Source organism: Citrobacter sp. XY323 (assembly GCF_025106035.1).
In the GTDB taxonomy this organism is placed as follows: Bacteria; Pseudomonadota; Gammaproteobacteria; order Enterobacterales; family Enterobacteriaceae; genus Citrobacter; species Citrobacter braakii.
The window spans coordinates 56,582-78,250 of record NZ_JANYUK010000018.1 but is presented as its reverse complement, the minus strand read 5'-3'; the positions used below and the strand labels follow the sequence as shown (position 1 = coordinate 78,250).

The 21,669-nt window shown below is 47.2% G+C and carries 24 protein-coding genes and 1 pseudogene; 13 read left to right on the top strand and 12 right to left on the bottom strand.

Annotated features, from left to right (window positions below; all coding sequences use genetic code 11):
* Positions 1 to 28 precede the first annotated feature (28 nt).
* From N0B36_RS22020 to N0B36_RS22005, 4 genes are all read left to right on the top strand, one after another.
* Entirely contained in the window at positions 29 to 811 is a 783-nt protein-coding gene (locus tag N0B36_RS22020) for a DsbA family protein (RefSeq protein WP_259688963.1), read from the top strand.
* Positions 812 to 1,418: 607 nt separating this feature from the next.
* Positions 1,419 to 2,276, top strand: coding sequence for an incFII family plasmid replication initiator RepA (repA, locus tag N0B36_RS22015; RefSeq protein WP_151216494.1), 858 nt, complete (start codon positions 1,419 to 1,421; stop codon positions 2,274 to 2,276).
* A 959-nt stretch (positions 2,277 to 3,235) separates the two neighbouring features.
* The gene (locus tag N0B36_RS22010; protein WP_259688962.1) at positions 3,236 to 3,823 is read left to right on the top strand and encodes a DUF2913 family protein; all 588 of its coding nucleotides are present in this window, start codon (positions 3,236 to 3,238) and stop codon (positions 3,821 to 3,823) included.
* Positions 3,824 to 3,908: 85 nt separating this feature from the next.
* Positions 3,909 to 4,223, top strand: coding sequence for a hypothetical protein (locus N0B36_RS22005; RefSeq protein ID WP_259688961.1), 315 nt, complete (start codon positions 3,909 to 3,911; stop codon positions 4,221 to 4,223).
* 48 nt (positions 4,224 to 4,271) lie between these two features.
* Here the strand turns inward: N0B36_RS22005 and N0B36_RS22000 are convergent, their stop codons facing one another.
* From N0B36_RS22000 to N0B36_RS21985, 4 genes are all read right to left on the bottom strand, one after another.
* Entirely contained in the window at positions 4,272 to 4,568 is a 297-nt protein-coding gene (locus N0B36_RS22000; protein WP_259688960.1) for a hypothetical protein, read from the bottom strand.
* Between the two features lie 96 nt (positions 4,569 to 4,664).
* A complete protein-coding gene (locus N0B36_RS21995; protein ID WP_259688959.1) occupies positions 4,665 to 5,387 on the bottom strand; it encodes a TraX family protein in 723 nt (240 codons plus the stop codon).
* A gap of 464 nt (positions 5,388 to 5,851) precedes the next feature.
* On the bottom strand, positions 5,852 to 6,346 hold the full coding sequence (locus N0B36_RS21990; protein ID WP_259688958.1) for a hypothetical protein: 495 nt from the start codon (positions 6,344 to 6,346) through the stop codon (positions 5,852 to 5,854).
* Positions 6,347 to 6,383: 37 nt separating this feature from the next.
* Entirely contained in the window at positions 6,384 to 6,854 is a 471-nt protein-coding gene (locus N0B36_RS21985; RefSeq protein WP_259688957.1) for a thermonuclease family protein, read from the bottom strand.
* 199 nt (positions 6,855 to 7,053) lie between these two features.
* Between N0B36_RS21985 and N0B36_RS21980 the strand changes: the two are divergent.
* Positions 7,054 to 7,680 (top strand): annotated as a pseudogene (locus tag N0B36_RS21980) (recombinase family protein).
* Between the two features lie 127 nt (positions 7,681 to 7,807).
* Here the strand turns inward: N0B36_RS21980 and N0B36_RS21975 are convergent.
* Positions 7,808 to 8,941 (bottom strand): permease, encoded by a 1,134-nt coding sequence (locus N0B36_RS21975; protein ID WP_181604092.1) that lies wholly within the window; start codon positions 8,939 to 8,941, stop codon positions 7,808 to 7,810.
* A 105-nt stretch (positions 8,942 to 9,046) separates the two neighbouring features.
* Here N0B36_RS21975 and N0B36_RS21970 point away from each other — a divergent pair, with 105 nt between their 5' ends.
* From N0B36_RS21970 to arsA (N0B36_RS21945), 6 genes are all read left to right on the top strand, one after another.
* Complete coding sequence (locus N0B36_RS21970) at positions 9,047 to 9,370, top strand: helix-turn-helix transcriptional regulator (RefSeq protein WP_181604093.1); 324 nt, start codon at positions 9,047 to 9,049, stop codon at positions 9,368 to 9,370.
* 103 nt (positions 9,371 to 9,473) lie between these two features.
* The gene (gene arsH / locus N0B36_RS21965; RefSeq protein ID WP_181604094.1) at positions 9,474 to 10,184 is read left to right on the top strand and encodes an arsenical resistance protein ArsH; all 711 of its coding nucleotides are present in this window, start codon (positions 9,474 to 9,476) and stop codon (positions 10,182 to 10,184) included.
* An 8-nt stretch (positions 10,185 to 10,192) separates the two neighbouring features.
* Positions 10,193 to 10,738 (top strand): sigma-70 family RNA polymerase sigma factor, encoded by a 546-nt coding sequence (locus tag N0B36_RS21960; RefSeq protein WP_259688956.1) that lies wholly within the window; start codon positions 10,193 to 10,195, stop codon positions 10,736 to 10,738.
* Between the two features lie 133 nt (positions 10,739 to 10,871).
* On the top strand, positions 10,872 to 11,942 hold the full coding sequence (gene arsB, locus N0B36_RS21955) for an ACR3 family arsenite efflux transporter (RefSeq protein WP_259688955.1): 1,071 nt from the start codon (positions 10,872 to 10,874) through the stop codon (positions 11,940 to 11,942).
* 183 nt (positions 11,943 to 12,125) lie between these two features.
* The gene (locus N0B36_RS21950; RefSeq protein ID WP_259688954.1) at positions 12,126 to 12,488 is read left to right on the top strand and encodes an arsenic metallochaperone ArsD family protein; all 363 of its coding nucleotides are present in this window, start codon (positions 12,126 to 12,128) and stop codon (positions 12,486 to 12,488) included.
* 62 nt (positions 12,489 to 12,550) lie between these two features.
* Complete coding sequence (gene arsA / locus N0B36_RS21945) at positions 12,551 to 14,308, top strand: arsenical pump-driving ATPase (protein ID WP_311044827.1); 1,758 nt, start codon at positions 12,551 to 12,553, stop codon at positions 14,306 to 14,308.
* Between the two features lie 71 nt (positions 14,309 to 14,379).
* Here the strand turns inward: arsA (N0B36_RS21945) and N0B36_RS21940 are convergent, their stop codons facing one another.
* Together N0B36_RS21940 and N0B36_RS21935 are read right to left on the bottom strand one after the other, a co-directional pair.
* Positions 14,380 to 14,748 carry a winged helix-turn-helix domain-containing protein gene (locus N0B36_RS21940; protein WP_000799343.1) on the bottom strand — a complete coding sequence of 123 codons (369 nt, stop codon included), beginning with the start codon at positions 14,746 to 14,748 and terminating at the stop codon, positions 14,380 to 14,382.
* A gap of 62 nt (positions 14,749 to 14,810) precedes the next feature.
* The gene (locus tag N0B36_RS21935; protein WP_259688953.1) at positions 14,811 to 15,623 is read right to left on the bottom strand and encodes a sulfite exporter TauE/SafE family protein; all 813 of its coding nucleotides are present in this window, start codon (positions 15,621 to 15,623) and stop codon (positions 14,811 to 14,813) included.
* 211 nt (positions 15,624 to 15,834) lie between these two features.
* Here N0B36_RS21935 and N0B36_RS21930 point away from each other — a divergent pair, with 211 nt between their 5' ends.
* Positions 15,835 to 16,371 carry a GNAT family N-acetyltransferase gene (locus tag N0B36_RS21930; protein ID WP_259688952.1) on the top strand — a complete coding sequence of 179 codons (537 nt, stop codon included), beginning with the start codon at positions 15,835 to 15,837 and terminating at the stop codon, positions 16,369 to 16,371.
* 34 nt (positions 16,372 to 16,405) lie between these two features.
* Here N0B36_RS21930 and arsC read toward each other — a convergent pair whose 3' ends face one another.
* From arsC to N0B36_RS21905, 5 genes are read right to left on the bottom strand one after another with little or no spacing between them, the layout of a single operon-like run.
* Positions 16,406 to 16,831, bottom strand: coding sequence for a glutaredoxin-dependent arsenate reductase (gene arsC / locus N0B36_RS21925; protein ID WP_200005080.1), 426 nt, complete (start codon positions 16,829 to 16,831; stop codon positions 16,406 to 16,408).
* A gap of 12 nt (positions 16,832 to 16,843) precedes the next feature.
* Complete coding sequence (arsB, locus tag N0B36_RS21920; RefSeq protein WP_259688951.1) at positions 16,844 to 18,133, bottom strand: arsenite efflux transporter membrane subunit ArsB; 1,290 nt, start codon at positions 18,131 to 18,133, stop codon at positions 16,844 to 16,846.
* A gap of 47 nt (positions 18,134 to 18,180) precedes the next feature.
* Positions 18,181 to 19,932, bottom strand: a complete 1,752-nt coding sequence (gene arsA, locus N0B36_RS21915; protein ID WP_259688950.1) for an arsenite efflux transporter ATPase subunit ArsA — start codon at positions 19,930 to 19,932, stop codon at positions 18,181 to 18,183.
* A 17-nt stretch (positions 19,933 to 19,949) separates the two neighbouring features.
* The gene (arsD, locus tag N0B36_RS21910) at positions 19,950 to 20,312 is read right to left on the bottom strand and encodes an arsenite efflux transporter metallochaperone ArsD (RefSeq protein ID WP_032288321.1); all 363 of its coding nucleotides are present in this window, start codon (positions 20,310 to 20,312) and stop codon (positions 19,950 to 19,952) included.
* Positions 20,313 to 20,358: 46 nt separating this feature from the next.
* Positions 20,359 to 20,709, bottom strand: coding sequence for a transcriptional regulator (locus N0B36_RS21905; RefSeq protein ID WP_032288320.1), 351 nt, complete (start codon positions 20,707 to 20,709; stop codon positions 20,359 to 20,361).
* 186 nt (positions 20,710 to 20,895) lie between these two features.
* On the opposite strand from N0B36_RS21905, the gene dsrO reads away from it, so the two are divergent.
* Entirely contained in the window at positions 20,896 to 21,666 is a 771-nt protein-coding gene (gene dsrO / locus N0B36_RS21900; protein WP_058805867.1) for a sulfate reduction electron transfer complex DsrMKJOP subunit DsrO, read from the top strand.
* The last annotated feature ends 3 nt before the right edge of the window (positions 21,667 to 21,669 follow it).

Here is a 21,669-nt window from a genome sequence, read left to right as displayed (position 1 = left end):
ATCCCCTATAGAAATCGAGAAACCGTTTATGAAGAGAACGAACTTATCCCTGTTTATCGTTGCAACATCCTGTTTTGTAAATCCAGTCGCACAGGCTTCAGCGCAGCCGTCTCCATTTACACCTGAGCAGGAAGCCAGAATTGGTGAAATTGCAGCAGACTACCTGGTGGCACATCCCGACGTGCTGGTCACGGTGAGTAAAAAACTTCAGGAACATCAACTACAGCGGGAACAGCTGCGTTATGCCGGCCGTGTGATGAACAACCAGAGAGAGTTATTGAATGATTCCGACACACCCGTTATCGGGCCAGAGCGCGCGAAAGTAGCCGTCATAACATTTTTTGATTACCAGTGCGTGTTTTGCAGCAAGCTGGCACCTGCCCTGGAAAAAGTTATGCAGAAGTATCCTGATGTTCGGTATGTATTTAAAGAATTGCCAATCTTTGGTGATCGCTGGGAAAACTCCCTGAAGGCGGCTGAACGTGGATTGTCTGTCTGGAAGCAAAAGGGGGCTGAAGGGTATATGACATACCACAGTGCCATTTACAAAACTGGCCATGATGAGGGAAGACTAAGTACAAACGATATTTCAGAGGCTTCCCGTCAGGCTGGCTGGATGGGGCCGGGAGGAGAGAATTTTACCCCAGCGCTTTCCCGAAACAAGGAACTGGCAGGCAAACTGGGTCTCACCGGCACCCCGGGTATCATTGTCATGCCCGTCAGTGGTGCGTCTCCCCAAAAAATCACTGTATTCCCTGGTTTTATTCCGGCAGAAAGACTGCAGTCTGCTATCGAAAAAGCCTCCAGATAACACCATGTTCCCGGCCTGATATCGGTTTCCCGCCAGAAAACGTTGTCTGATAATGCCGGTATGTATCCTGCCAAAACAGAATCCCATTATTGCGTGCCAGGGCGGCTATCCTGCGTAACGCGCTTTGACGGATTGCCACACTCTCCTCTGGCAGTTCGAGTGTTTCTTGCTCAGCTAAACGAGATCCTATAGGTTTCTGTCACGATCCGCGATCTTTTCGTATGGAAAATTTACGAGTGAAAAGGTAAACTTCCCGGACGTACAGATGCCTTGTGGTGGGGTATTCTGTTGAATAATTTTAGATTTACGCCCTAATCCAAACTTTATTGGCTGCTTTGTGGTGAGGCAGAGAGGGGTAAAACTTTATTTCGGAAGAAATGCGGACTTCCGAAAGCAGGAACGTGGATGGGAGCGTGTCCATAAGACGCTCAGGAACAGGTGACGGAAAGTTTTCCGGAGCCTGAATGCACAAACCCCCCGAAATCTGTAGAGTCTTGGCGGAATCAGACAGAGATCAGGGGGTCCAAAAGCAGGCGCGTTGCCTGTGAAGGATTATAACGCATGCACCATATAAAACAACACCCGACCGCCATAAGAAAAGGTCGGTGTGACTGAGAAAAAACCTACCTTTTACAGACAGGTCAAAAATCCTGAGCCGGAGTTCACTCCGCGAGAGGACAAAAAGACTCTGCCGTTCTGTCGTAAGCTGATGGCGAAAGCCGAAGGTTTTACATCCCGTTTTGATTTTTCCATCCATGTGGCATTTATGCGATCGCTGGGTAAACGGCAGCGTATGCCGCCGGTACTGCGTCGTCGGGCCATCGATGCGCTGATGCAGGGGTTATGCTTCCACTACGACCCCCTGGCTAATCGCGTTCAGCGCTCCATTACCAATCTGGCCATCGAGTGCGGCCTGGCCACGGAATCGAAAAGCGGTAATCTGTCCATCACCCGTGCCACACGCGCACTGAAGTTTCTGGCTGAGCTGGGGCTGATAACGTACCAGACAGAATATGATCCGCAGATTGGCTGTAATATTCCGACCGACATCACCTTTACGCCGGCGCTGTTTTCCGCACTCGATGTTTCTGACGTGGCTGTACTGGCCGCGCGCCGCAGCCGCGTTGAGTGGGAAAACAAGCTGCGTAAAAAGCAGAGCCTGGAGCCGCTGCAGATGGATGAACTGATAGCGAAGGCCTGGCGGTTTGTACGCGAGCGGTTCCGCAGCTATCAGTCGGAACGTAAACAGCACGGACTGAAGCGCGCACGGGCGCGACGTGATGTCGACAGAACCCGCAAGGACATTGAAACCCTGGTGAAGCAGCAACTGACGCGAGAACTCGCCAGCGGTCGCTTTACCGGAGGCGGCGATGCGATAAAACGGGAACTTGAGCGGCGTGTCACAGAGCGCATGCTGATGTCGCGCGGCAACAACTACACGCGACTGGCCACCGTCCCCATATAGCTTTTCCTGAATGAAAATCCGGCTGACGCCGGAGGATTTCTCACGTCTGTACCTCTCTCATGTCTGTTAATCTACCCAATCCGCGCTGTTTTAACTTCAAAAATGCACTGAAATTCACCTGCAGTGGCCCGAGATTCATCCGTCGACTCTGTTTGCGGTCGCCAGATTGAGTTATCAACATATAACTGCAAGGGAAATTTACATAAAGTTAAAACCGTTATGCTTTCAGAGTGCTCGTCGGTGTACTTTCAATGTGCGTGGTTTCCTTTAAAAACCTGCTCTGTACTTCTTTTAAATACATAATCTTTCACTCTTATAAATATATAACCTGTTCGTCGCCCGCCCTGTGGACAGGCTCATGAGAATGACCGCCCTTGCAGCGGACTAACGTCCGCGCCGGTTCGGAAAAGGCAAAGGTACCTCCCGCCAACAAGTGGCGGGCAAAAGACATCATAAAATAGTTACAACATCCAAAATATTTAGCCAAAAACCAGTGCCCACCCAACCACCCAGCCCCTCCCCACCACTGAAAAGCGCCGCCGCCCCGGCCGAAGGCCGGGAACTACATCGCTTTTAATGCTGGATGATGTAACTAAGTTCTGAGTGGCTGTCAGAAGTGTGGACTGGAGGGATTGAGTAACACGCCCATAAGCGGCCCTTACGGCCCGCTAACGCGGAGATACGCCCCGACTGCGGCTACGCCTTGTCGTGACCACTCCGACGGCGCACATCAACATCTGAGTTGTTTTAAGCGGGCTATGGCTTTGCAAGGAAGGGGGGGGGGGTTAATAGCGATCCTCTATCGATCAACCGGCTACGCCGGGCTACGGCGCCATTTACCAGCAGAGCTACATTCAACATCATCTGGCGCCTTTTATGCGCTTCGCGCATCTCCGCTAATTCGCATCAACCGTAAAGCTTACATATAATTCAGCCCGGATACGATTGTCAGGACCACTATGTCTGTTAACGGAAAAAACGAGAAAACCGCGCACCTGGTCTGGTGTGCCATGATTGCCCTGCATCTGGCCAGACTGAATGGGCGCGTGCAGTCTGAGCAGCAGGAGAACCTGTTTCTTGTCCGCTGGTTCGCCGACGCAGAGCGGCAGCGCCGCTTTTCCCGCGACATAGCCACCGATATACGCTGGATGCTCCAACAGGGACAGTCGCTCGGTGTTCGCGCGCAGCTGGCCAGAAAGCTCGATTACATCTGGCGTTCCACCACCGGCAATATTATGGAGCAAACTGAACTCTTCCGGCTCACCTGGGGGCTGGAAACAGCCAAAAGTCAGCAATGGGTGTACCACGTGCTCAGCGATACAGAATGGCTCCGGTTACGCCGGCAGAGCCTTAACCCGGACGTCTGCGCCGTATATATCCCCAAGTCCGCACTGAAAAAAGCGTTTTCTGATGAGGGGAAACAGACGGCCCCCGTTCCGGTCAGAATCACCGGGAACGCAGAAGCTTTCGACATGCTTCTCACCACCTGTGGCTGGCAGATTCAGTCTTCTCCGGAGCCTGATATCCTGTTTCTGCAGGCCAAATAAGGTAGGGAAGTCTGTTTTTCATACACCGCATCTATCAGGGCCAGAACGTAATCGGGTATAATGGACACATACACAGGAGGGCATTATGAATACATTTCTGTATGTGCTGGCAGGCTGGATTGCCGTGCTGTATCTGGTTAACAAAGTGCGAGAAAAACGCAGCAAACCGAAAACGGTTAAAATTCTGGTGAAACGCAATGGCGTTTATCAAGAAGTGGATGCCGTAATGATGCCTAAATACCAGGACAGCGATGTGAGCACAAATAAGACTGGCAATGAAGTCGCCTCACAATGGTTGAATAAAGAGGATGACATTACTGAACCGGAATACTACAGTGGCGGGTCATTATTGAAGGCAGTGAGAGATTTTGACGCTCAACGAATGGAAAAAAAATTTTAGACGCTGTAAAAGCGGATTTTTACAAATAATCTTAATCAAAACGAATATTTAATTGTTTGTACATTTATCATTATCTTTTAAAACCCCAAACTCTTTATTTAAAAGTCTTACTTGATAATCAAATACATTTCTATCATCTTTCAGTACACCAAACGTTACAATGTTGGTAAAATCCAATAGGTATGATTCGCTAACTCTCAATACTTTCGAGCTTAATCCTTCCTGTTGCAAACAATTTTGGTTCAGGGATATGGTATAACCAACATAAAGTGCCCATGATAAAATCATTCCCATTAATACATATAAAAATAACTTAACTTCGTCCTTCTTAGTTTTGCTTTTCATTAACCCCTCCAAACTAAAGGATGTTCTTTTCTTAAGAAGTAATGCCAGTGTTTCAGTGATAAGTATCTAGGAGCTAATTTAACATTATATTCGTCACTAGCTTATGATAATAGCGACCAAAAGATGGCCTGCATAGGCAAAGTAAAAAAAACGAGGAGGCATAAGTCGCGAGCATTTGCCGGAACAAAGACTGACAGCCAGTGATACTATTATCATGGGTAAGAATAGTGTCGGGAGTGTGGCAAACAGAAGGATGTCTGCGGGTTGGTTCAGTATATGTGAAATACCATTCAGGCTGCAAAGTGACAGCAGTGATACGATAATACCGATCCTGTATATCCGGTAAGTCGGCCCGGAATATACTAATACCAGCCCTGCTGCCAGCATAATTCCCGCCAGGCCGTAACTTGCCGGTTGTAATGGCCACACCATTAAAGCCAGAAGAAGTACACCACTGATTACACCTTTTTTCCCATACCTGTACTTCAGGGCAAGAAGCTGTGTCACGCTCGCGAAAACGAACAGAATGTTCAGCGCATACCACGGCTCGTGATGGCGGAAAGCCAGACTGAATACTGGCTGAGTGATAAACGCCCACAGCCATAACCTGTTTGCTCTTTTCTGAAGACGTTCTGGTGTGCGTTGTACGTTCATCGCCCATATGAGTGTGAACAGCGGGAAGGCCATCCGCCCGACCGCATACAGGAGAGGATCGGGTTTTGTCATAAACAGAGTGTTGGCGTGATCCACAAACATAGCTATCAGAGCGACCAGCTTCACTACATCCAGAGCTGCGGGATTCAGTGCAACCGGAAACATGGGCGCTGGATTTATCCTGTGATTCGACATAGGCAGGTTCACTTTTTATATTTTCATATTTACAGGTACTGTTTATCCAGTTTTGTACCCAGAGCCAGAAAGCCCGGCCAGTCTGCGATGTTGCCCTGACTTTGAGTTTTTCAAGAATTTTACGGACGGCAAACTCTGATTTGTCCCGTAATATTCTCATGGCACCATTCCTGTCCTTATTATGCAGGCAGATGTTTAATGTATGAAATTCATTCATTTTCTTCACTCCCTGAACTCAATATCTTCAGCAGTAAGAAAATTATAACTTTCATGAATACCTTGCGTCTTTTAATAAGGTCACATTATTAAAAGGTGTTTTCTAAAAATTATATTTAGAATCGCTTATATATTAAATATAATTAATCACTAACAAAACCTGTGAAAATATAACAAATCATTTTTTAGTTAAAAATTAGCATATACCTGATGCACAGCTAACTGTTTTCACTTTTAGTTTCTAAATGCTGAATACTGTATTTTTCACGCAATTCCTTAGCAACTGGTTTCCAGTTTTTAGCCCACTCTTCATCAAGACGGCCCTCCGAGACAATTTTGAGAGCAATAGCATAAGGGGTACGCCCCTGCCTGTCAGACAGCCAGAGTATGTGATTATCGATTTCAGAATCCGGAAGTTCATCAATAATCGAATGGATCAGATCTAAATCGTCAGTCGTCCAGATCTTTCCTGTACGTGGGAATACCAAATCAGGTTCGCGGGGTTTCTTTTCTGCTTTTTCGGCCTTAGCTATTTTTTTCGCTTCTCTGGCCTCCGCCATCTGCCGAATTCGTTCTTCAAGACCTCCCAGAGTGGCAACCGTTCTTACCATGTTTTCTTTTTGTTCACGGTTTAACAAGTCATCATCACAAATAAGGGCATTGAGTGTATCAATTAAATTATCCAGTCGGGCTTGTGTCAGCTTCACGGTCATTTTTAACTCACTTATTTGCTGTCGGATTTTTTCTTAATTATTTATCATCTTTCTGATGATCCCTACGCCATAACCAGGGTTCTGTTTGTGACGGGGAAAACCACAGTCCGGCACGACTTTTTTTAGCCTCATTTTCTATTTTTCCATATTCTGAATTACTAACCTGTCCTTTGAATCTGTAGGCCCATGCCATGCCCTTTTGCAACTGGACAGCATTGATATCAGTTTGCCCTGACCAGACAGTTCCCAGAAGTCTACCATATCGATCATATTCCTCGCCTGTGATACTGACATGTTTTTGTGACACCAGCTCACTCAGAGACTGGCGTGAACGCTGGCCAAATGGTTGTTTTTTTTCGGGGGCATCGATACCAGCCAGCCTGACCCGACTGCGTGTTCCGCTGTCGTGCAGGACTTCAATGGTATCTCCATCCAGCACACGAACGACCCTCCCGGCAATATCTGCCTGGGCACAAAAAATGACAAGTATCAGTATGATAAAAGTCATAAACCTGGTATTTCTCGCGCTGCACAAACAATTCATAATTTGTCTTCCTGGGCTGCGTTTGGGAAAAGTACAATATTGTACGGTTGCGTTATCGCGGTAGGGTATACCCTGACACCATAATCTAAACGCGACGGCACACAATGAACGACATAGCCTATATGCGATAGATTAAATGCAATAACCTAAATGCGGTGAAAAAATGTTCATCAGAACTTATTTAAGGGCATAGACGGAAGATCAGTTCACCGATCGGGCAAAAGAGATGCTGGAGCAGTTTGTTTAGGAGCGGGGGCATAAAATAGACAGTTACTACCGGGAGAATATCAGCGGTACAAAACTTGACCGACCGGAGCTGGGTCGTTTACTGATGGACAGTCACCGCAATGATATTTTGCTGGTCGAGCAAATTGACCGCCTGACCCGTCTGAGTAATAGCGACTGGATGACGCTGAAAAAGCAGATAGAACAACACGAGCTGTGGATTGTCAGCTTGGATGTCCCCACCTCATAGCTGGCGCTGTCAGATAAAGCCCCTTCACAGGCTGGCCCAATCACCCGCGCCGTGATAACAGCCATCAATAACATGCTTATCGATCTGATGGCCGCGATGTCGCATAAAGACTGGCTGAGCCGCCGCCAGCGCCAAAAGCAGGGAGTTGAACTCGCACATACGCTGGGTAAATATCAGGGAAAACAGGTCGCTCAGGAACGGCATCAAAAGGTACTTTACTACCGGCAGGTCAAGAAAGAAACGGCAGATGCAACAGGGTACAGCACCTCCCAGATATGCCACATTCAGGCACTGTACCGACAATCAGAATCATGAGACTTTGGTTAAGCAGGTATGCAGAGCAGAATTTATAATCTATTTCATTCAGACTGATTAAATGGATTACAGAAGCTAAAGGGTCTTCTTTGTTCAACATGAAACCAGAAGACCCTTACTATTATTATTAAAAAAGCAATTGGGTCAGATACCCCATAAGTATGGCCATACCCAGGATTACTGTCAGAAATGCCACTATCATGGGCATTCTGAACATTGATTTAAGCAATATCACTTCTGTCAGACTTGCTCCAGCACTACCGATAATTAAGGCCATTAACGCTCCCAGACCCATTCCTTTAGCCATCAGTACCGATGCAAGTGGTATAACCGCCTCTGCGCGGATATATAACGGAATACCTACAACTGCACTCAGCGGTATGGCTAAGGGATTATCTGCACCGGCATGAGCTGCAATCCACTCTGAAGGGATAAAGCCATAAATAAATGAACCTATTAATATACCTAACAAAAGATAAGGCAGAACATCTTTAAACTGCTGTAAGGCATCTTTCATTGCTAACTTTATTGGGCCAGAGGTGGTATTCGTTGTGAAATTTACATTGCCTACATTCTCGCCGCTGCAACAGCTAACAGCTGGTTGTTCAGATGGTATTGATGAGCAACATACTGATACGTTCTGCTCGTTCTTTACCGTCTTTAAGTTAATTATGGGTTTCACTGATGGAGTACAGCAACTTGTTTTTGCTGGCGATTGTGTCGAACTAGTGCTGCAACAACTGGAACTCGCTGAAGTTTTTGCCGAAGCTTCGGAATCATTGCATTTGGTGGTGCAACCACTTGATGCTGAGTTTTTATGATCAACAATATGACGTTCAAATCCCAGAGAATCCAATACGATACTGGCAATGACTGAGACGCCGGCAGCGATGATCGCGTACAACAAAGTTACTTTCCAGCCAAAGGTAACCCACATCAGCCCAACGATAATGGGATTAAGTAACGGTGAAACAAACAAAAAAGTGAGTGTCGGACCAAACCCTGCTTTCGCCGACAACAACCCGCGTAACATTGGAATTGTTGAGCAACTACAGAAAGGGGTAACAGCCCCCAACAACGAGGCCAGCAGATAGCCTTTTCCTTTTTTTGCCCCCATCATCTGCTGAATTTTATGGTCCGGAACCTTTTGTCTTATCAGGCTCACACCGGCACTGATGACAATAAACAGCAAAGATAGCTCAACAGCCAAAAACAGAAACATCTCTGCAGCATCTTGCAACATAGAAATCCAGTTATTCATATAAACCCCCTTAACAAAAATTATGTTTCTAGAATAATCGAAATATCGTTTTGGTCAAGAAATTTCTGGTATTATCGAAATATCAATTAGACAGAGGGGTGTCACATGCAACTGGAAGAAGTAGCCAAAGCACTGAAAGAGTTGGGTCACCCGACTCGCTTGTTCATATTTAAGCATCTTGTCAAAGCAGGGGAACAAGGTTTGCCTGTGGGGGATTTGCAAAAGCAGCTTGGCATTCCGGCATCAACACTAAGCCACCATATCTCAGCCCTGGTATCAGTAGGGCTCGTCAAACAAAATCGGGAGAGTCGAACACTTATGTGCGTCTCTCAATATGAAATACTGGAAGCGATCATCGAATTCTTACGTGAAGAGTGCTGTGTAAACAGTAAAACAGATGCAGCAGAATCCGCTGGCAGAAATGGATAAGTAACCGGAAAACTCGTAACCGTCATGATTGACGTGTGTTGCATCGCCTCTTCTGAATCCGATCCTACTAGAGTCCCGAATCTGCAGGGAAAATGTGAAAAAAATGAACAAGTTAAATAATATAGTTCCTGATTTATTTGATACAACAATCACTGAGGAAAAAATGGGGATACCTGCTGTATCTCACCCTCCTCGTATACTCATGCTTTATGGTTCTGTTCGTGAGCGCTCCTACAGTCGGCTGGCGACAGAGGAAGCTGGTCGTTTGTTAACAGCAATGGGCGCAGAAGTCCGCATTTTCAATCCATCTGGCCTTCCTCTCCCTGATGATGCGCCGGAGTCACATCCAAAAGTTATGGAGCTGCGTGAACTTGTTCGCTGGTCCGAAGGAATGGTGTGGTGCTCTCCGGAACGACACGGAGCGATGACTGGTATTATGAAGGCACAAATTGACTGGATACCATTAGCTGAAGGGGCCGTTCGCCCTTCTCAGGGAAAAACTCTGGCTGTTATGCAGGTGTGTGGAGGTTCCCAGTCATTCAACACTGTCAACCAGATGCGTGTTCTTGGTCGTTGGATGAGAATGATCACTATTCCGAATCAGTCCTCGGTGGCAAAAGCCTGGCAGGAATTTGATGACGAAGGTCGTATGAAACCATCATCATATTACGACCGCATCGTGGATGTAATGGAAGAATTGATGAAGTTTACATTGCTGACCCGGGCAAATGCTGCCTATCTGGTTGATCGCTACAGTGAACGAAAAGAGTCAGCTGAAGAACTTTCCCGACGGGTGAATCAGAACAAAATTTGAAGGTTGATATGAGTGACATAACAGCATTCAACAACTGCATGAGCGCGTTCTGGCGGCAGCATGAAGGTGAACTTTCTCGTTTTCTGATATCGAAGACTGGTGATAGAGAAAAAGCGGCAGATCTTCTGCAAGAGCTTTTCCTGCGTGCCCGAGCCCATTCAGACAGTTTTTGTGAGATGGTGAATCCGCGAGCCTGGCTGTATCGGGTGGCAAGGAATCTACTGATTGATGAGTACCGCGTCGCCAGAGTGGTCGTAGAGCTGGAAGAAGACATCCAACAGTTAGACATATTCCCTGATGCCGTCTCAACGCTGGATACTTGTTTGCCAGAAACATTGCAGGCGTTACCTGACGAAGAACGGTGGCTGATTGAGGAATCTGATCTTCATCACAGACCGCAACAGGAGCTTGCAGATGAACTGAATATTTCACTGCAAGCCCTAAAATCGAGATTGTTCCGAGCCAGAAGTAATCTCAGAAATACATTAATACGCCTGTGTAAAATTGAGTCAGATGATACGTCCGTAGTTTGTTGCCATAAAAAAATGAAATAATTCTGCATCCTTTCCCCGCCCAACTCGTTTACTACATAGCCACTAGACACCATTCCACTGGTGGCTGACTGTAAAATTTGAAACAATTCAATCATCTGACAGAACCAGAATGACGGCTCTGCAGGAGGAATAAATGAGTGAAAGCAAAAAAGCGGGTATTGGTTTTATTGAAAAATACCTGAGCGTCTGGGTTCTTATCAGCATGGTCATGGGAATACTGATATCACAATATCTTCCGGAGGTTCCGGAAGTTCTGGGCAAAATGCAGATCGCTGAAATATCTATCCCTATCGCTGTGCTCATCTGGGTTATGGTATACCCAATGATGCTAAAGGTGGACTTTGCCAGTGTGAAAGATGTTGGTAAAAGTCCAAAAGGGTTAATCCTTACCTGGGTGGTTAACTGGCTCATCAAGCCTTTTACTATGTATGGTATCGTCGCTCTATTCTTGCATACCGTCTTCTCCGCGATTATTCCGGCCGATCTTGCTAGTGAATACCTTGCCGGTGCGGCATTGCTTGGGGCAGCACCATGTACAGCAATGGTGTTTGTCTGGAGCGAACTAACAAAAGGAAACCCGGCTTATACGCTGGTTCAGGTTGCCAGTAATGATCTTATCCTTCTTGTAGCCTTTGTCCCAACCGTCGCTTTCCTTCTGGGAACAGGTGGCATTGAAGTGCCGTGGGATACACTCATTCTGTCGGTATCTCTGTTTGTTGTCGTACCGTTAATTGCCGGTGTAGCAACCCGAATGATTGTCTCGAAAGCGAAAGGCAAAGACTATTTTGAAAATAGCTTCGTGCCGAAATTCAATAAATTCATTTTTATTGGATTGCTCATCATGCTGGTGATCATCTTCATCTTCCAGGGCAAAACACTGTTATCTAACCCTCTGCATATTGCGCTATTAGCAATCCCGATGATTTTACAGTCGTTCCTGAATTTCTTCCTGGCATATTTAGGAGCAAGGGCGCTGAAATTACCACATGACGTGGCATCTCCAGCAGGTCTGATTGGGGCATCGAACTTCTTTGAATTTGCAGTTGCCGTAGCTATTGCTTTATTTGGGCCTTCGTCACCAGTTGTACTGGCCGTTACGGTTGGGGTCCTGGTCGAAGTACCGCTAATGCTGGCCATGGTCAAAATTGCTAATGGCACTACACACTGGTTCGACTACCGAAAATCATCTCGTTGTTGTTCTTGATCCGATAACACGAAGAACAGCTAAGGGCCACCGTAAGGGGGTCCTTTTTATCTCCATTTTTTCAGTACGTTATCTCCTGATTAACTCGTATCGATAAAAAATTCATTTATTTTTGCATCCTTTTGCTTCTTCACTCGTTTACTTCAATGACAGAACACAAAACATGGAACTGAGGTAAACAACATGTCCAAATTAGAGATTTTTGAAGGTGGTGGTTGCTGTGCAACGAGCAGCGTAGTTGTGCATAAAGAAGCTATAAAGTGGAATGCTAACTTCGAATGGGCAAAGCAAAACGGTGTCGATATCTCGCGCTATAACCTCGTCAAAAATCCGCAGAACTTCCTGACCAACCCAGTGGTTAAAGAATTCCTGAATACCGCTGGTATGCAGTCACTTCCGGTTACTCTGCTGGACGGTGTAATGGTATTGGCTGGTCGGTTACCAGAACGGGATGACATTGTTCGATGGGCCAACATTTCTCAGACAAGAGACTGGGAAGAAGGAAGTGAGCAGCCAAGATGCTGCTCTATCCCACGCATACCATAACAAGCATAAATCAGAAATAGACAGTAACCGGCGAACAAACATTAATCATCACGAGATTTATTATGAATATTCCATTTATTAACAACATTCCTCCCTTCATTTTCTTCACAGGTAAAGGGGGGGTAGGGAAAACATCTCTAGCCTGTGCTACCGCCGTGTGGCTGGCTGATCAGGGGAAAAAAACCCTGCTTGTCAGCACCGACCCTGCGTCTAATGTTGGACAGGTATTTTCACAGGATATCGGTCACAAGGTTGTCGATATCACCACTGTTCCGAATCTGTCAGCGATGGAAGTTGATCCCATAGCAGCTGCGCAAGAATACCGTGAGCGAGTATTAAATCCCGTACGCGACATGATGCCGGCAGATGTTGTCAGTAGTATTGAAGAACAGCTCTCTGGTTCCTGTACTACCGAGATTGCGGCCTTTGATGAATTCACAGGTTTGCTGACCAGCACAGAACTACGACAGAAATATGATCATGTCGTTTTCGATACAGCTCCGACCGGCCATACGATCCGTATGCTGGAACTTCCGGGCGCCTGGAGCGGATATCTGGAAGCCAATCCGGATGCTGCGGCTAATCTGGGTCCATTGGTTGGGCTTGAAAAGCAGCAGCATCAGTACGCAGACGCGGTAAAAGCACTTGCTGATGAATCTCTGACTCGTTTGGTACTGGTTGCCCGAGCTCAATCATCAACGCTGAAAGAAGTGTCACATACACATGATGAGCTTTACCAGATCGGTCTGCATCATCAGCACCTGGCCGTTAACGGTATTTTGCCGCCAATTGGAGGTGGTAACGATGCATTAGCACGCAGCATCTTGGCTCGTGAGGAAAAAGCTCTTTCCGATATGCCTGAGAATCTGGCAAGCCTGCCACGTTCAAGCTTATACCTGAAGCCATTTAATCTTGTTGGTCTGAATGCTTTGCGTGAGTTGTTTGTTGAAGGCGAACAGGGTGTTCCTGCTCCTGAAGAGACTCAAATATCAGTTAACTTACCAAAGTTATCTTCACTGGTTGATGAACTCAGCGATACCGGGAAAGGCCTGGTAATGACAATGGGTAAAGGTGGTGTAGGCAAAACTACCGTTGCAGCGTCCATTGCTGTATCTCTGGCGAAACGTGGCCATAAGGTACATTTGACTACGTCAGACCCGGCAGCACATCTATCCTATACGTTGGATGGCTCATTACCTAACCTGCAAGTTAGCCGTATTGATCCAAAGGTGGAAACGGAGCGCTATCGCCAGTTTGTTATCGATAACCAAGGAAAAGGGCTGGATGCAGAAGGTCTGGCTGTTCTGGAAGAAGATCTTCGTTCTCCATGCACAGAAGAGATTGCGGTCTTCCAGGCATTCTCCCGCATCATCAAAGAAGCAGATGATCACTTCGTAATTATGGATACGGCACCGACCGGACATACGCTCCTGCTACTTGATGCGACTGGGGCTTACCACCGTGAAATGGTTCGCCAAATGAGGCAAACACAGGATCAGGTCATGACCCCAATGATGCAACTCCAGGACCCAGAAAAAACGAAAGTTATTATCGTGACTCTGGCGGAAACGACTCCGGTGCTGGAAGCTGCAAACCTGCAAAAAGATCTGCGCCGAGCTGATATTGAACCGTGGGCATGGGTGATAAATAACAGCATTGCTGCTGCGAAACCTACATCCCCATTCCTGATGATCCGAGCACGTCGTGAACTACCGCTTATCGCCGATGTAACAAGTAAATACGCAAAACGTATAGCGTTGACAGCGCTACAGAGCGAAGAGCCGGTTGGTATTGACTTGCTGGAAGGTATGGCGAAGTAACAATAAAGGGGCAAATGCCCCTTTATGCTTTGCTATCGTTCTATTTTCCCGATTGATAACAAAGACCTCTGTCATTTTCCGAAAAGAATCTTTTCAAGTTCGATTAACTGTTGCTGAGATTGCTCATTGAGGTGCGCCTCGGCCTGGTCATACCAGGTCAGCAGGCTACGCCCCAATGGCGTCAGAACTGTCCCACCGCCTTTGTTACCACCAGTAGAAGTGATTACCACTGGCTGGCCAATCCCCTTATTCAAAGTGTCAATTAAGAGCCATGCCCTTTTATAAGGTATCCCCAAATCTTTTGCTGCCGCAGAAAGAGAGTGAAAGCCATCAATCGCCCTTAAAAGGTCAACCTTCCCCGGCCCTAGCGAGATGTTGTCGTTAATATAGATCCTTGGTCTGACTAAGATTAAGTTTGATTTAAGGGGGGTGTTTTTCATTCTGATACCTTTTTGAAATCATTTTCTCTGTAATGCGGAATAGTCCAAAGCGTAAACGGCCATTATCTTTGCCGGGTATGCTTAAAGGTTTTGATCGCAGAAATAAGAAGTACCGCGCCTAACAGCGTCATAAGCACTCTTACCGGGAACATACCAAGCATGAGTCCCCCAATAGCAGCCCCAATAACGGAACCGGCGACCATCCACATAAAAAGTTTTTTCTCTTTTCTCAGTATCTGGAAAGCATCTGCATTGGTGTAGCGAGAAAACCCCACAATCATCGTCGGCAAACTGATCATGAGTGACAAACTACCAGCCAGTTTAATGTCAGCCCCAAAAAGGATAACGATAGTTGGTATCAGGAGTTCTCCTCCTGCAACACCCAGAAGAGCAGCCACATTCCCAATGAAGAAACCCGCAATAACACCCGCAATAATGGTTGAGATTCCAGGCGGGAATAATCCAGCAGAGCTATCATGCAAAGGCATCCATGCTTCTGAAAGCATGACGAATGACAGGATGACAAGCAGGAGCAGAATGGTTCTGTCCAGCCAAATACGGGACATTTTTATGGCTCTTCCTGCTGCCCACCATGCACCGATAAGGCTCCCGGCCAGCAAATTGATGACAATATCAAGATGAGCAAACATCTGATCGACGGCAATGGATTTTGTTCGGAATATCAAAGCAACAGCGACAACAATAAGACTCATTGCCTTGTTAAAAATAACCGCTTCCAGCGTGGGCATTTTGAAACTCCCTATCAGGACAGGAAGACGGAACTCCGCACCACCAAGGCCAATCAAGCCGCCTAAAGCACCTATTAATGTGCCTGATAAAAAACCTTTTCCGTTCCGTTTTGATTTTGATGACATGTGTTTCTCTTTTCCGTTATGTCAATTTTGATATAACGGAAAAGTAACATGAAGAATAAGGGTATTGGAAGCACATATTTGCCTCCCTGCATGAATAAAAACAAAAGATGGGATTGAAGATTAGCCTGCTTGTTGGGTCATAAGCTTTTGTATTTACCTTTCCTCTGACTTTTCAAGTAACCTTGAAAAATATGCCAATGGGAATAGAACAATGAAAATCGTTAACGCAGAAGAAAAGCACATCCCCGCTATACGCGATATCTACGCCCATCATGTTCTTCACGGTACCGCCTGCTTTGAAACTGAACCACCGGATACTCACGAGATGCTTGCTCGCCTGAAAAAGATCCGCAGTGAGGCGCTACCGTGGGTTGTCGCGTTAGAGGAAGAAAAGGTCATCGGGTATTGTTATCTCACTCGTTACCGTGAACGCTACGCCTACCGCCACACTCTCGAAGATTCGATTTATATTCACCCGGACGCGCAGCGTCAGGGGACAGGAAAAGCATTGCTGCGCCACGTCATTGCCTGGGCAGAAACTCATGGCTATCGGCAGGTGATTGCTATTGTCGGCGATAGCAATAATCAAGGTTCGCTGAAAGTCCATCAGCAGGTCGGATTTACTGAGATTGGTACGCTGAAAAATATTGGCTTCAAGCATGGTCGTTGGCTTGACACAGTGTTGCTGCAACGACATCTGGGCGAAGGGAACAGCACGTTACCATCGGATTCAGGCATGATGCTCTGAGGTACGAATAAGGGGGCATTCGCCCCCTTATTATTTATTTCAGCCGTTTTCCTGCTTCATCAACGATCTTCTCACCGTCTTCCTTGGTGAAAGCCCCTTTCTGCGCATCCTGCAGGATATCCAGAACAACTTCAGAAGGACGGCACAGTCTGGTTCCCAGCGGTGTTACCACGATCGGACGGTTAATCAGAATTGGGTGTTGCAACATAAAGTCGATGAGCTGATCGTCAGTAAATTTATCTTCTGCAAGACCCAGTTGCTCGTAAGGCTCAACGTTTTTACGCAGCAGCGCCCGTACTGAAATACCCATATCGGCAATGAGTTTAACCAGCTCATTTCTCGACGGTGGGTTCTCAAGGTAAAGAATAACGGTCGGCTCGGTACCGCTGTTGCGGATCATTTCCAGCGTATTACGCGACGTGCCGCAGGCTGGGTTGTGATAAATAGTGATGTTGCTCATATCAGAATCTCATTACAAAGTGACAGAGAGACGTAGCGCCAGCGCGGCCAGCGTTACAAACAGCACAGGCAGAGTCATGACGATCCCGGTGCGGAAATAGTATCCCCATGTGATGGTCATGTTCTTCTGTGAAAGTACATGCAGCCAGAGCAGCGTTGCCAGACTACCAATAGGGGTGATTTTCGGCCCCAGATCGCAGCCAATGACGTTGGCATAAATCATCGCCTCTTTGATAACACCGGTCGCGGTGCTGCCATCGATTGACAATGCGCCAATCAATACGGTCGGCATATTGTTCATAATAGAAGAGAGGAATGCGGTCAGGAATCCCGTCCCCAGCGTGGCGGCCCACAGTCCTTTATCTGCCAGTACGTTCAGCACGTCAGAGAGATAATCCGTCAGACCGGCGTTACGCAACCCGTAGACCACCAGATACATCCCCAGTGAGAAGATCACGATCTGCCAGGGCGCGCCGCGCAGCACTTTACCGGTGTTAATACCATTACCTTTTTTGGCCACCGCAAACAGGATTGCCGCCCCCACAGCCGCAATCGCACTCACAGGGATCCCCATCGGCTCAAGGACAAAAAAACCGACCAGCAGAAGGAGGAGTACAACCCAGCCGGTTCTGAACGTCGCAGGATCTTTGATGACTTTTGCGGGTTCTTTCAGTCGCGCCAGCTCATAAGTGGGCGGAATATCTTTGCGGAAAAAAAGATGCAGCATCACCAGCGTGGCGACAATGGCGGCAATATCCACCGGCACCATAACTGACGCATACTCCGTGAATCCCAGTTTGAAGAAATCAGCCGAAACGATATTGACCAGGTTTGACACGATGAGCGGCAGACTGGCGGTGTCGGCAATAAACCCTGCGGCCATGACGAATGCCAGCGTGGTGCTTTTACTGAATCCCAGCGCCAGTAGCATGGCGATAACGATCGGCGTCAGAATTAACGCCGCACCATCGTTGGCAAACAATGCCGCCACCGCCGCGCCAAGCAGAACAATATAGGTAAATAGCAGACGTCCACGACCATTGCCCCAGCGGGAAACGTGCAGTGCAGCCCATTCAAAAAAGCCGGACTCATCCAGCAACAGACTGATGATAATGACGGCAATAAAGGTGGCCGTGGCGTTCCAGACGATATTCCACACCACCGGAATATCGGCGATATGAATCACACCCGATGCCAGAGCCAGTACGGCACCCAGCATGGCGCTCCAGCCAATGCCTAATCCCTTTGGCTGCCAGATAACCAACACGATGGTCAGGATAAAAATGGCTCCTGCCAGTAACATATAACCTCCCGAAAGGGCAGCAAAGCTGCCCCGAATAATGACAATAATTAACCAGCGAGTTGTTTGAGTTTGTCGATGCCGGTCGGTTCTGATGCCAGTACAGGAACAAGAGCTACGCGACTGGCATGCTGGAGTTTAACGCTCTCGATCTGCGGAAGTTCCTGTTGCGCCCGCAGACGAAGCAGCGGCGAACGGGTATCCGCAATAGAAAGGCTGTTATTGATAATCCAGCCCCAGGGATGAATCCCTGCGCGTTCAAGGTCAGTCTGCAAATTTGCCGCCTCAAGCACGGGCGTGGTTTCCGGCAGCGTGACCAGTAACACTTTGGTTCGCTCCGGATCCTGAAGCTGCATCATTGGCGTGGTGAAATGGCCTTTATCGCCCATTTTCTTAGCTATTTCGCGGTGATACGCCCCGGTGGCATCCAGCAGCAGTAGCGTATGCCCGGTGGGTGCCGTATCCATGACCACGAAGCGCTTACCCGCTTCACGAATCACCCGTGAAAAGGCCTGGAAGACCGCAATCTCTTCGGTACAAGGAGAGCGTAAATCTTCTTCCAGCAGGCGTTTACCCGCTTCATCCAGTTCTCCACCCTTGGTATCAAGAACATGCTGACGATAGCGTTCTGTTTCCTCGTGAGGATCGATTCTGCTGACCTGCAGATTGTTAAGGCTACCGTTCAGGGTTGTGCTGAGGTGTGCTGCTGGATCTGAGGTGGTCAGATGGACATCAAATCCCATTTCGGCCAGTCTGACGGCAATGGCTGCCGCCATCGTGGTTTTCCCCACACCGCCTTTGCCCATTAGCATTATCAGACCATGTTCGTTACGGGCAATATCATCGACTAACGCTGAGAGCGACGGAATTTCAGGTCGTTGCTGAATGTATTCTTCAGAAGATGATGCTGCCTCAGGCTGAGAGGAGAGAAGCCCACTTAATGCAGCCACGCCGACCATATTGAGTGGTTGGAGGAATAACGTGTCAGTTGGCAGACCGGAAAGGTCAGAAGGAAGATTGGCCAGCGCCTCCTGTTCACGGTCCCATATAGCCGCAGCCAGTGTATCGTTTGCCGCTTCAGTTTTGGGCAGAACGCCATTAATGACCAGGTACTGATTTTTAAGGCCAATTGCGGCGAGTTCTAAATGAGTTCGGGCGACTTCTTGCAGGGTGGATTTTTGCAGTCTGGCAACTAAAACCAGGCGGGTACGCGCTGGGTCGGACAGTGCTTCAACGGCATGGGCATACTGTTCACGCTGTTTTTCCAGCCCCGCCATCGGGCCGAGGCAGGATGCGCCCTCGGGATTGCTGTCAATAAAGCTGCTCCAGGCTCCAGGCAACTGGAGAAGGCGAATAGTATGGCCGGTTGGCGCGGTATCAAAGATGATATGGTCAAACCGGGTCAGCAAAGAGGCGTCTGTCAGTAATCCGGTAAACTCATCAAAAGCCGCAATCTCTGTTGTGCATGCACCAGACAGTTGTTCGTTGATGCTGCTAACGACGTCATCAGGCAGGACACCTTTAATTGGGTCAACGATTCTGGCCCGGTACTGTTGCGCAGCGGCCTGAGGATCAATCTCAAGTGCCGACAATCCAGGAACAGTGGCTATTGGCTGAATAGTATTGCCAATAACCTGGCCAAAGACCTGGCCTACGTTTGAGGCCGGATCGGTACTGACCAGCAGCACTCGTTTACCCTGTTCTGCCAGACGGATCGCCGTGGCGCAGGAAATAGAGGTTTTACCAACGCCTCCTTTACCAGTAAAAAACAGATAAGGGGGGATGTTCTGTAAGAATTTCATATGTCCTCCTGACATACTTAACAACAAGAAGTATTACCACCGCAGCAGCCTGAAGGCGCTAATCCTACTTTCTCCAGCGGAATTCCAAACCACCGTGCAAGTTCAGCCCGTTTCGGATAACGCCCGGCCATCACTGTTTCGCCATCCAGTAACAGTAATGGCAGCCCTTCCGCACCAGAAGCCTCAATAAATGCTTTAACTTTCTCGTTCTGGACAAAGCTCATCGGTTGCTGTGCCAGATTGAAACGATCTACCTGAACACCTCGTTGTTTCAGCCATTGCACATCCGCGGAAAAATCAACCAGAGCCTGATCGACATCAGTACCGCAGACTCCGGTGCTACAACACATTGCCGGGTCGAATACCGCTAGCGTTTTCATTCTCAATACCTCATATGTGGAAAATCATATATATTCAGGCAAATTTTTAAATACAAATAGCCTTACTGCTGTTAGTGCAGTTGACTGAAGCCAGTTTGCGGGCGATGGCCTGAAGATCGTCCTGTTGGCTTAACCAGGCCTGCTCAATAATCTGTGCAGCCCATGAAGGAATGTGTGGGGACAACCGGTAATGAACCCATTTACCGTGTTTACTATCAAGCAAAATCCCACTTTCTCGCAACATAGCCAGATGCCGGGAGATCTTAGGCTGTGATTGATCAAGTGCAGTGCAAAGATCACATACGCACAACTCCCCCATAGTTCTGAGTATGAGAACAATACCCAGACGTGTTTCATCAGACAGATTCTTAAAGAGTTGTAGGGAAGTAAGCGACATCATTCCTCCTGTTCGTTTAGGTAACAATATCTCCTGCGGAGATGAAAATCAACAACACATATGCATAAACGAATATAATTGATAAATGTCAAAACAATGACAAGTTCATACACCCATACTACATCTGTTTTCTTTTGTTATGTCTTTTTATTCATATTTATGTAAACAATAAATTGAAGGGTAACTATGAATACCGATGATGACGACTCTCCAAAAGATTCCCAAAAACGGAAACTTATATCTACATTAGCCATTGCGACTGGAGCTGCACTTGTTATAGCTCCTGCTCAGGCAACCCCAAGAATTACTGAAAAAAAACAGCACTGGTGTATGGTCATAGATCTGCGTAAATGCGTAGGTTGTCAGGCATGTACTGTCAGTTGCAAAATCGAGAATCACGCTCCGCCAGGGCAATTCAGAACCTGGGTCGCCGATATTGAAGTTGGTCAATATCCAAAAACCAAAAGACAGTTTCTTCCGCGTCTATGTAACCATTGTGAAAACCCTAGCTGTGTCCCTGTTTGTCCAACAGGTGCTACGTTTAAACGCAATGATGGCATTGTTCTTATCAATCAGGATATTTGTTGGGGCTGTGGTGCCTGTGTTACTGCCTGCCCTTATGATGCTCGTTTTATTAATACTGAAACCAAAACAGCTGATAAATGTACCTTTTGCGCGCATCGTATAGAACAGGGCCTCGTCCCTGCCTGTGTCGAAACTTGTGTCGGTGCAGCAAGGGTTTTTGGTGATCTGAATGACAAAGAAAGTGAAGTGCATAAATTATATTCAGATCATATAACAAATGTTTTGAATCCAGCAACGGGTAACAAGCCTCAGGTATTTTATATTGGGTTAAACAATGAAATGACTGTAGGAGAAGACATAAAAAGTAAGACTTGGACGAAAGAGTTTTCTGATGTTTTCGATCAGGAACTCCCCTGGGTAAATCAGGAGTAAATC

What these genes read in the sequence shown, in the direction of transcription:
- arsB (WP_259688951.1), bottom strand. Translation starts at nt 18,133, where the DNA reads ATGTTACTGGCAGGAGCCATTTTTATCCTGACCATCGTGTTGGTTATC.
- arsH (WP_181604094.1), top strand. Translation starts at nt 9,474, where the DNA reads ATGAACAAGTTAAATAATATAGTTCCTGATTTATTTGATACAACAATC.
- N0B36_RS21935 (WP_259688953.1), bottom strand. Translation starts at nt 15,623, where the DNA reads ATGTCATCAAAATCAAAACGGAACGGAAAAGGTTTTTTATCAGGCACA.
- N0B36_RS22000 (WP_259688960.1), bottom strand. Translation starts at nt 4,568, where the DNA reads ATGAAAAGCAAAACTAAGAAGGACGAAGTTAAGTTATTTTTATATGTA.
- N0B36_RS21975 (WP_181604092.1), bottom strand. Translation starts at nt 8,941, where the DNA reads ATGAATAACTGGATTTCTATGTTGCAAGATGCTGCAGAGATGTTTCTG.
- arsA (WP_259688950.1), bottom strand. Translation starts at nt 19,932, where the DNA reads ATGAAATTCTTACAGAACATCCCCCCTTATCTGTTTTTTACTGGTAAA.
- N0B36_RS21995 (WP_259688959.1), bottom strand. Translation starts at nt 5,387, where the DNA reads ATGTTTCCGGTTGCACTGAATCCCGCAGCTCTGGATGTAGTGAAGCTG.
- N0B36_RS21970 (WP_181604093.1), top strand. Translation starts at nt 9,047, where the DNA reads ATGCAACTGGAAGAAGTAGCCAAAGCACTGAAAGAGTTGGGTCACCCG.
- N0B36_RS22010 (WP_259688962.1), top strand. Translation starts at nt 3,236, where the DNA reads ATGTCTGTTAACGGAAAAAACGAGAAAACCGCGCACCTGGTCTGGTGT.
- arsC (WP_200005080.1), bottom strand. Translation starts at nt 16,831, where the DNA reads ATGAGCAACATCACTATTTATCACAACCCAGCCTGCGGCACGTCGCGT.
- N0B36_RS21930 (WP_259688952.1), top strand. Translation starts at nt 15,835, where the DNA reads ATGAAAATCGTTAACGCAGAAGAAAAGCACATCCCCGCTATACGCGAT.
- N0B36_RS22020 (WP_259688963.1), top strand. Translation starts at nt 29, where the DNA reads ATGAAGAGAACGAACTTATCCCTGTTTATCGTTGCAACATCCTGTTTT.
- dsrO (WP_058805867.1), top strand. Translation starts at nt 20,896, where the DNA reads ATGAATACCGATGATGACGACTCTCCAAAAGATTCCCAAAAACGGAAA.
- N0B36_RS21905 (WP_032288320.1), bottom strand. Translation starts at nt 20,709, where the DNA reads ATGTCGCTTACTTCCCTACAACTCTTTAAGAATCTGTCTGATGAAACA.
- N0B36_RS21985 (WP_259688957.1), bottom strand. Translation starts at nt 6,854, where the DNA reads ATGACTTTTATCATACTGATACTTGTCATTTTTTGTGCCCAGGCAGAT.
- N0B36_RS21940 (WP_000799343.1), bottom strand. Translation starts at nt 14,748, where the DNA reads ATGAAAAACACCCCCCTTAAATCAAACTTAATCTTAGTCAGACCAAGG.
- N0B36_RS21990 (WP_259688958.1), bottom strand. Translation starts at nt 6,346, where the DNA reads ATGACCGTGAAGCTGACACAAGCCCGACTGGATAATTTAATTGATACA.
- N0B36_RS22005 (WP_259688961.1), top strand. Translation starts at nt 3,909, where the DNA reads ATGAATACATTTCTGTATGTGCTGGCAGGCTGGATTGCCGTGCTGTAT.
- N0B36_RS21960 (WP_259688956.1), top strand. Translation starts at nt 10,193, where the DNA reads ATGAGTGACATAACAGCATTCAACAACTGCATGAGCGCGTTCTGGCGG.
- arsA (WP_311044827.1), top strand. Translation starts at nt 12,551, where the DNA reads ATGAATATTCCATTTATTAACAACATTCCTCCCTTCATTTTCTTCACA.
- arsD (WP_032288321.1), bottom strand. Translation starts at nt 20,312, where the DNA reads ATGAAAACGCTAGCGGTATTCGACCCGGCAATGTGTTGTAGCACCGGA.
- arsB (WP_259688955.1), top strand. Translation starts at nt 10,872, where the DNA reads ATGAGTGAAAGCAAAAAAGCGGGTATTGGTTTTATTGAAAAATACCTG.
- N0B36_RS21950 (WP_259688954.1), top strand. Translation starts at nt 12,126, where the DNA reads ATGTCCAAATTAGAGATTTTTGAAGGTGGTGGTTGCTGTGCAACGAGC.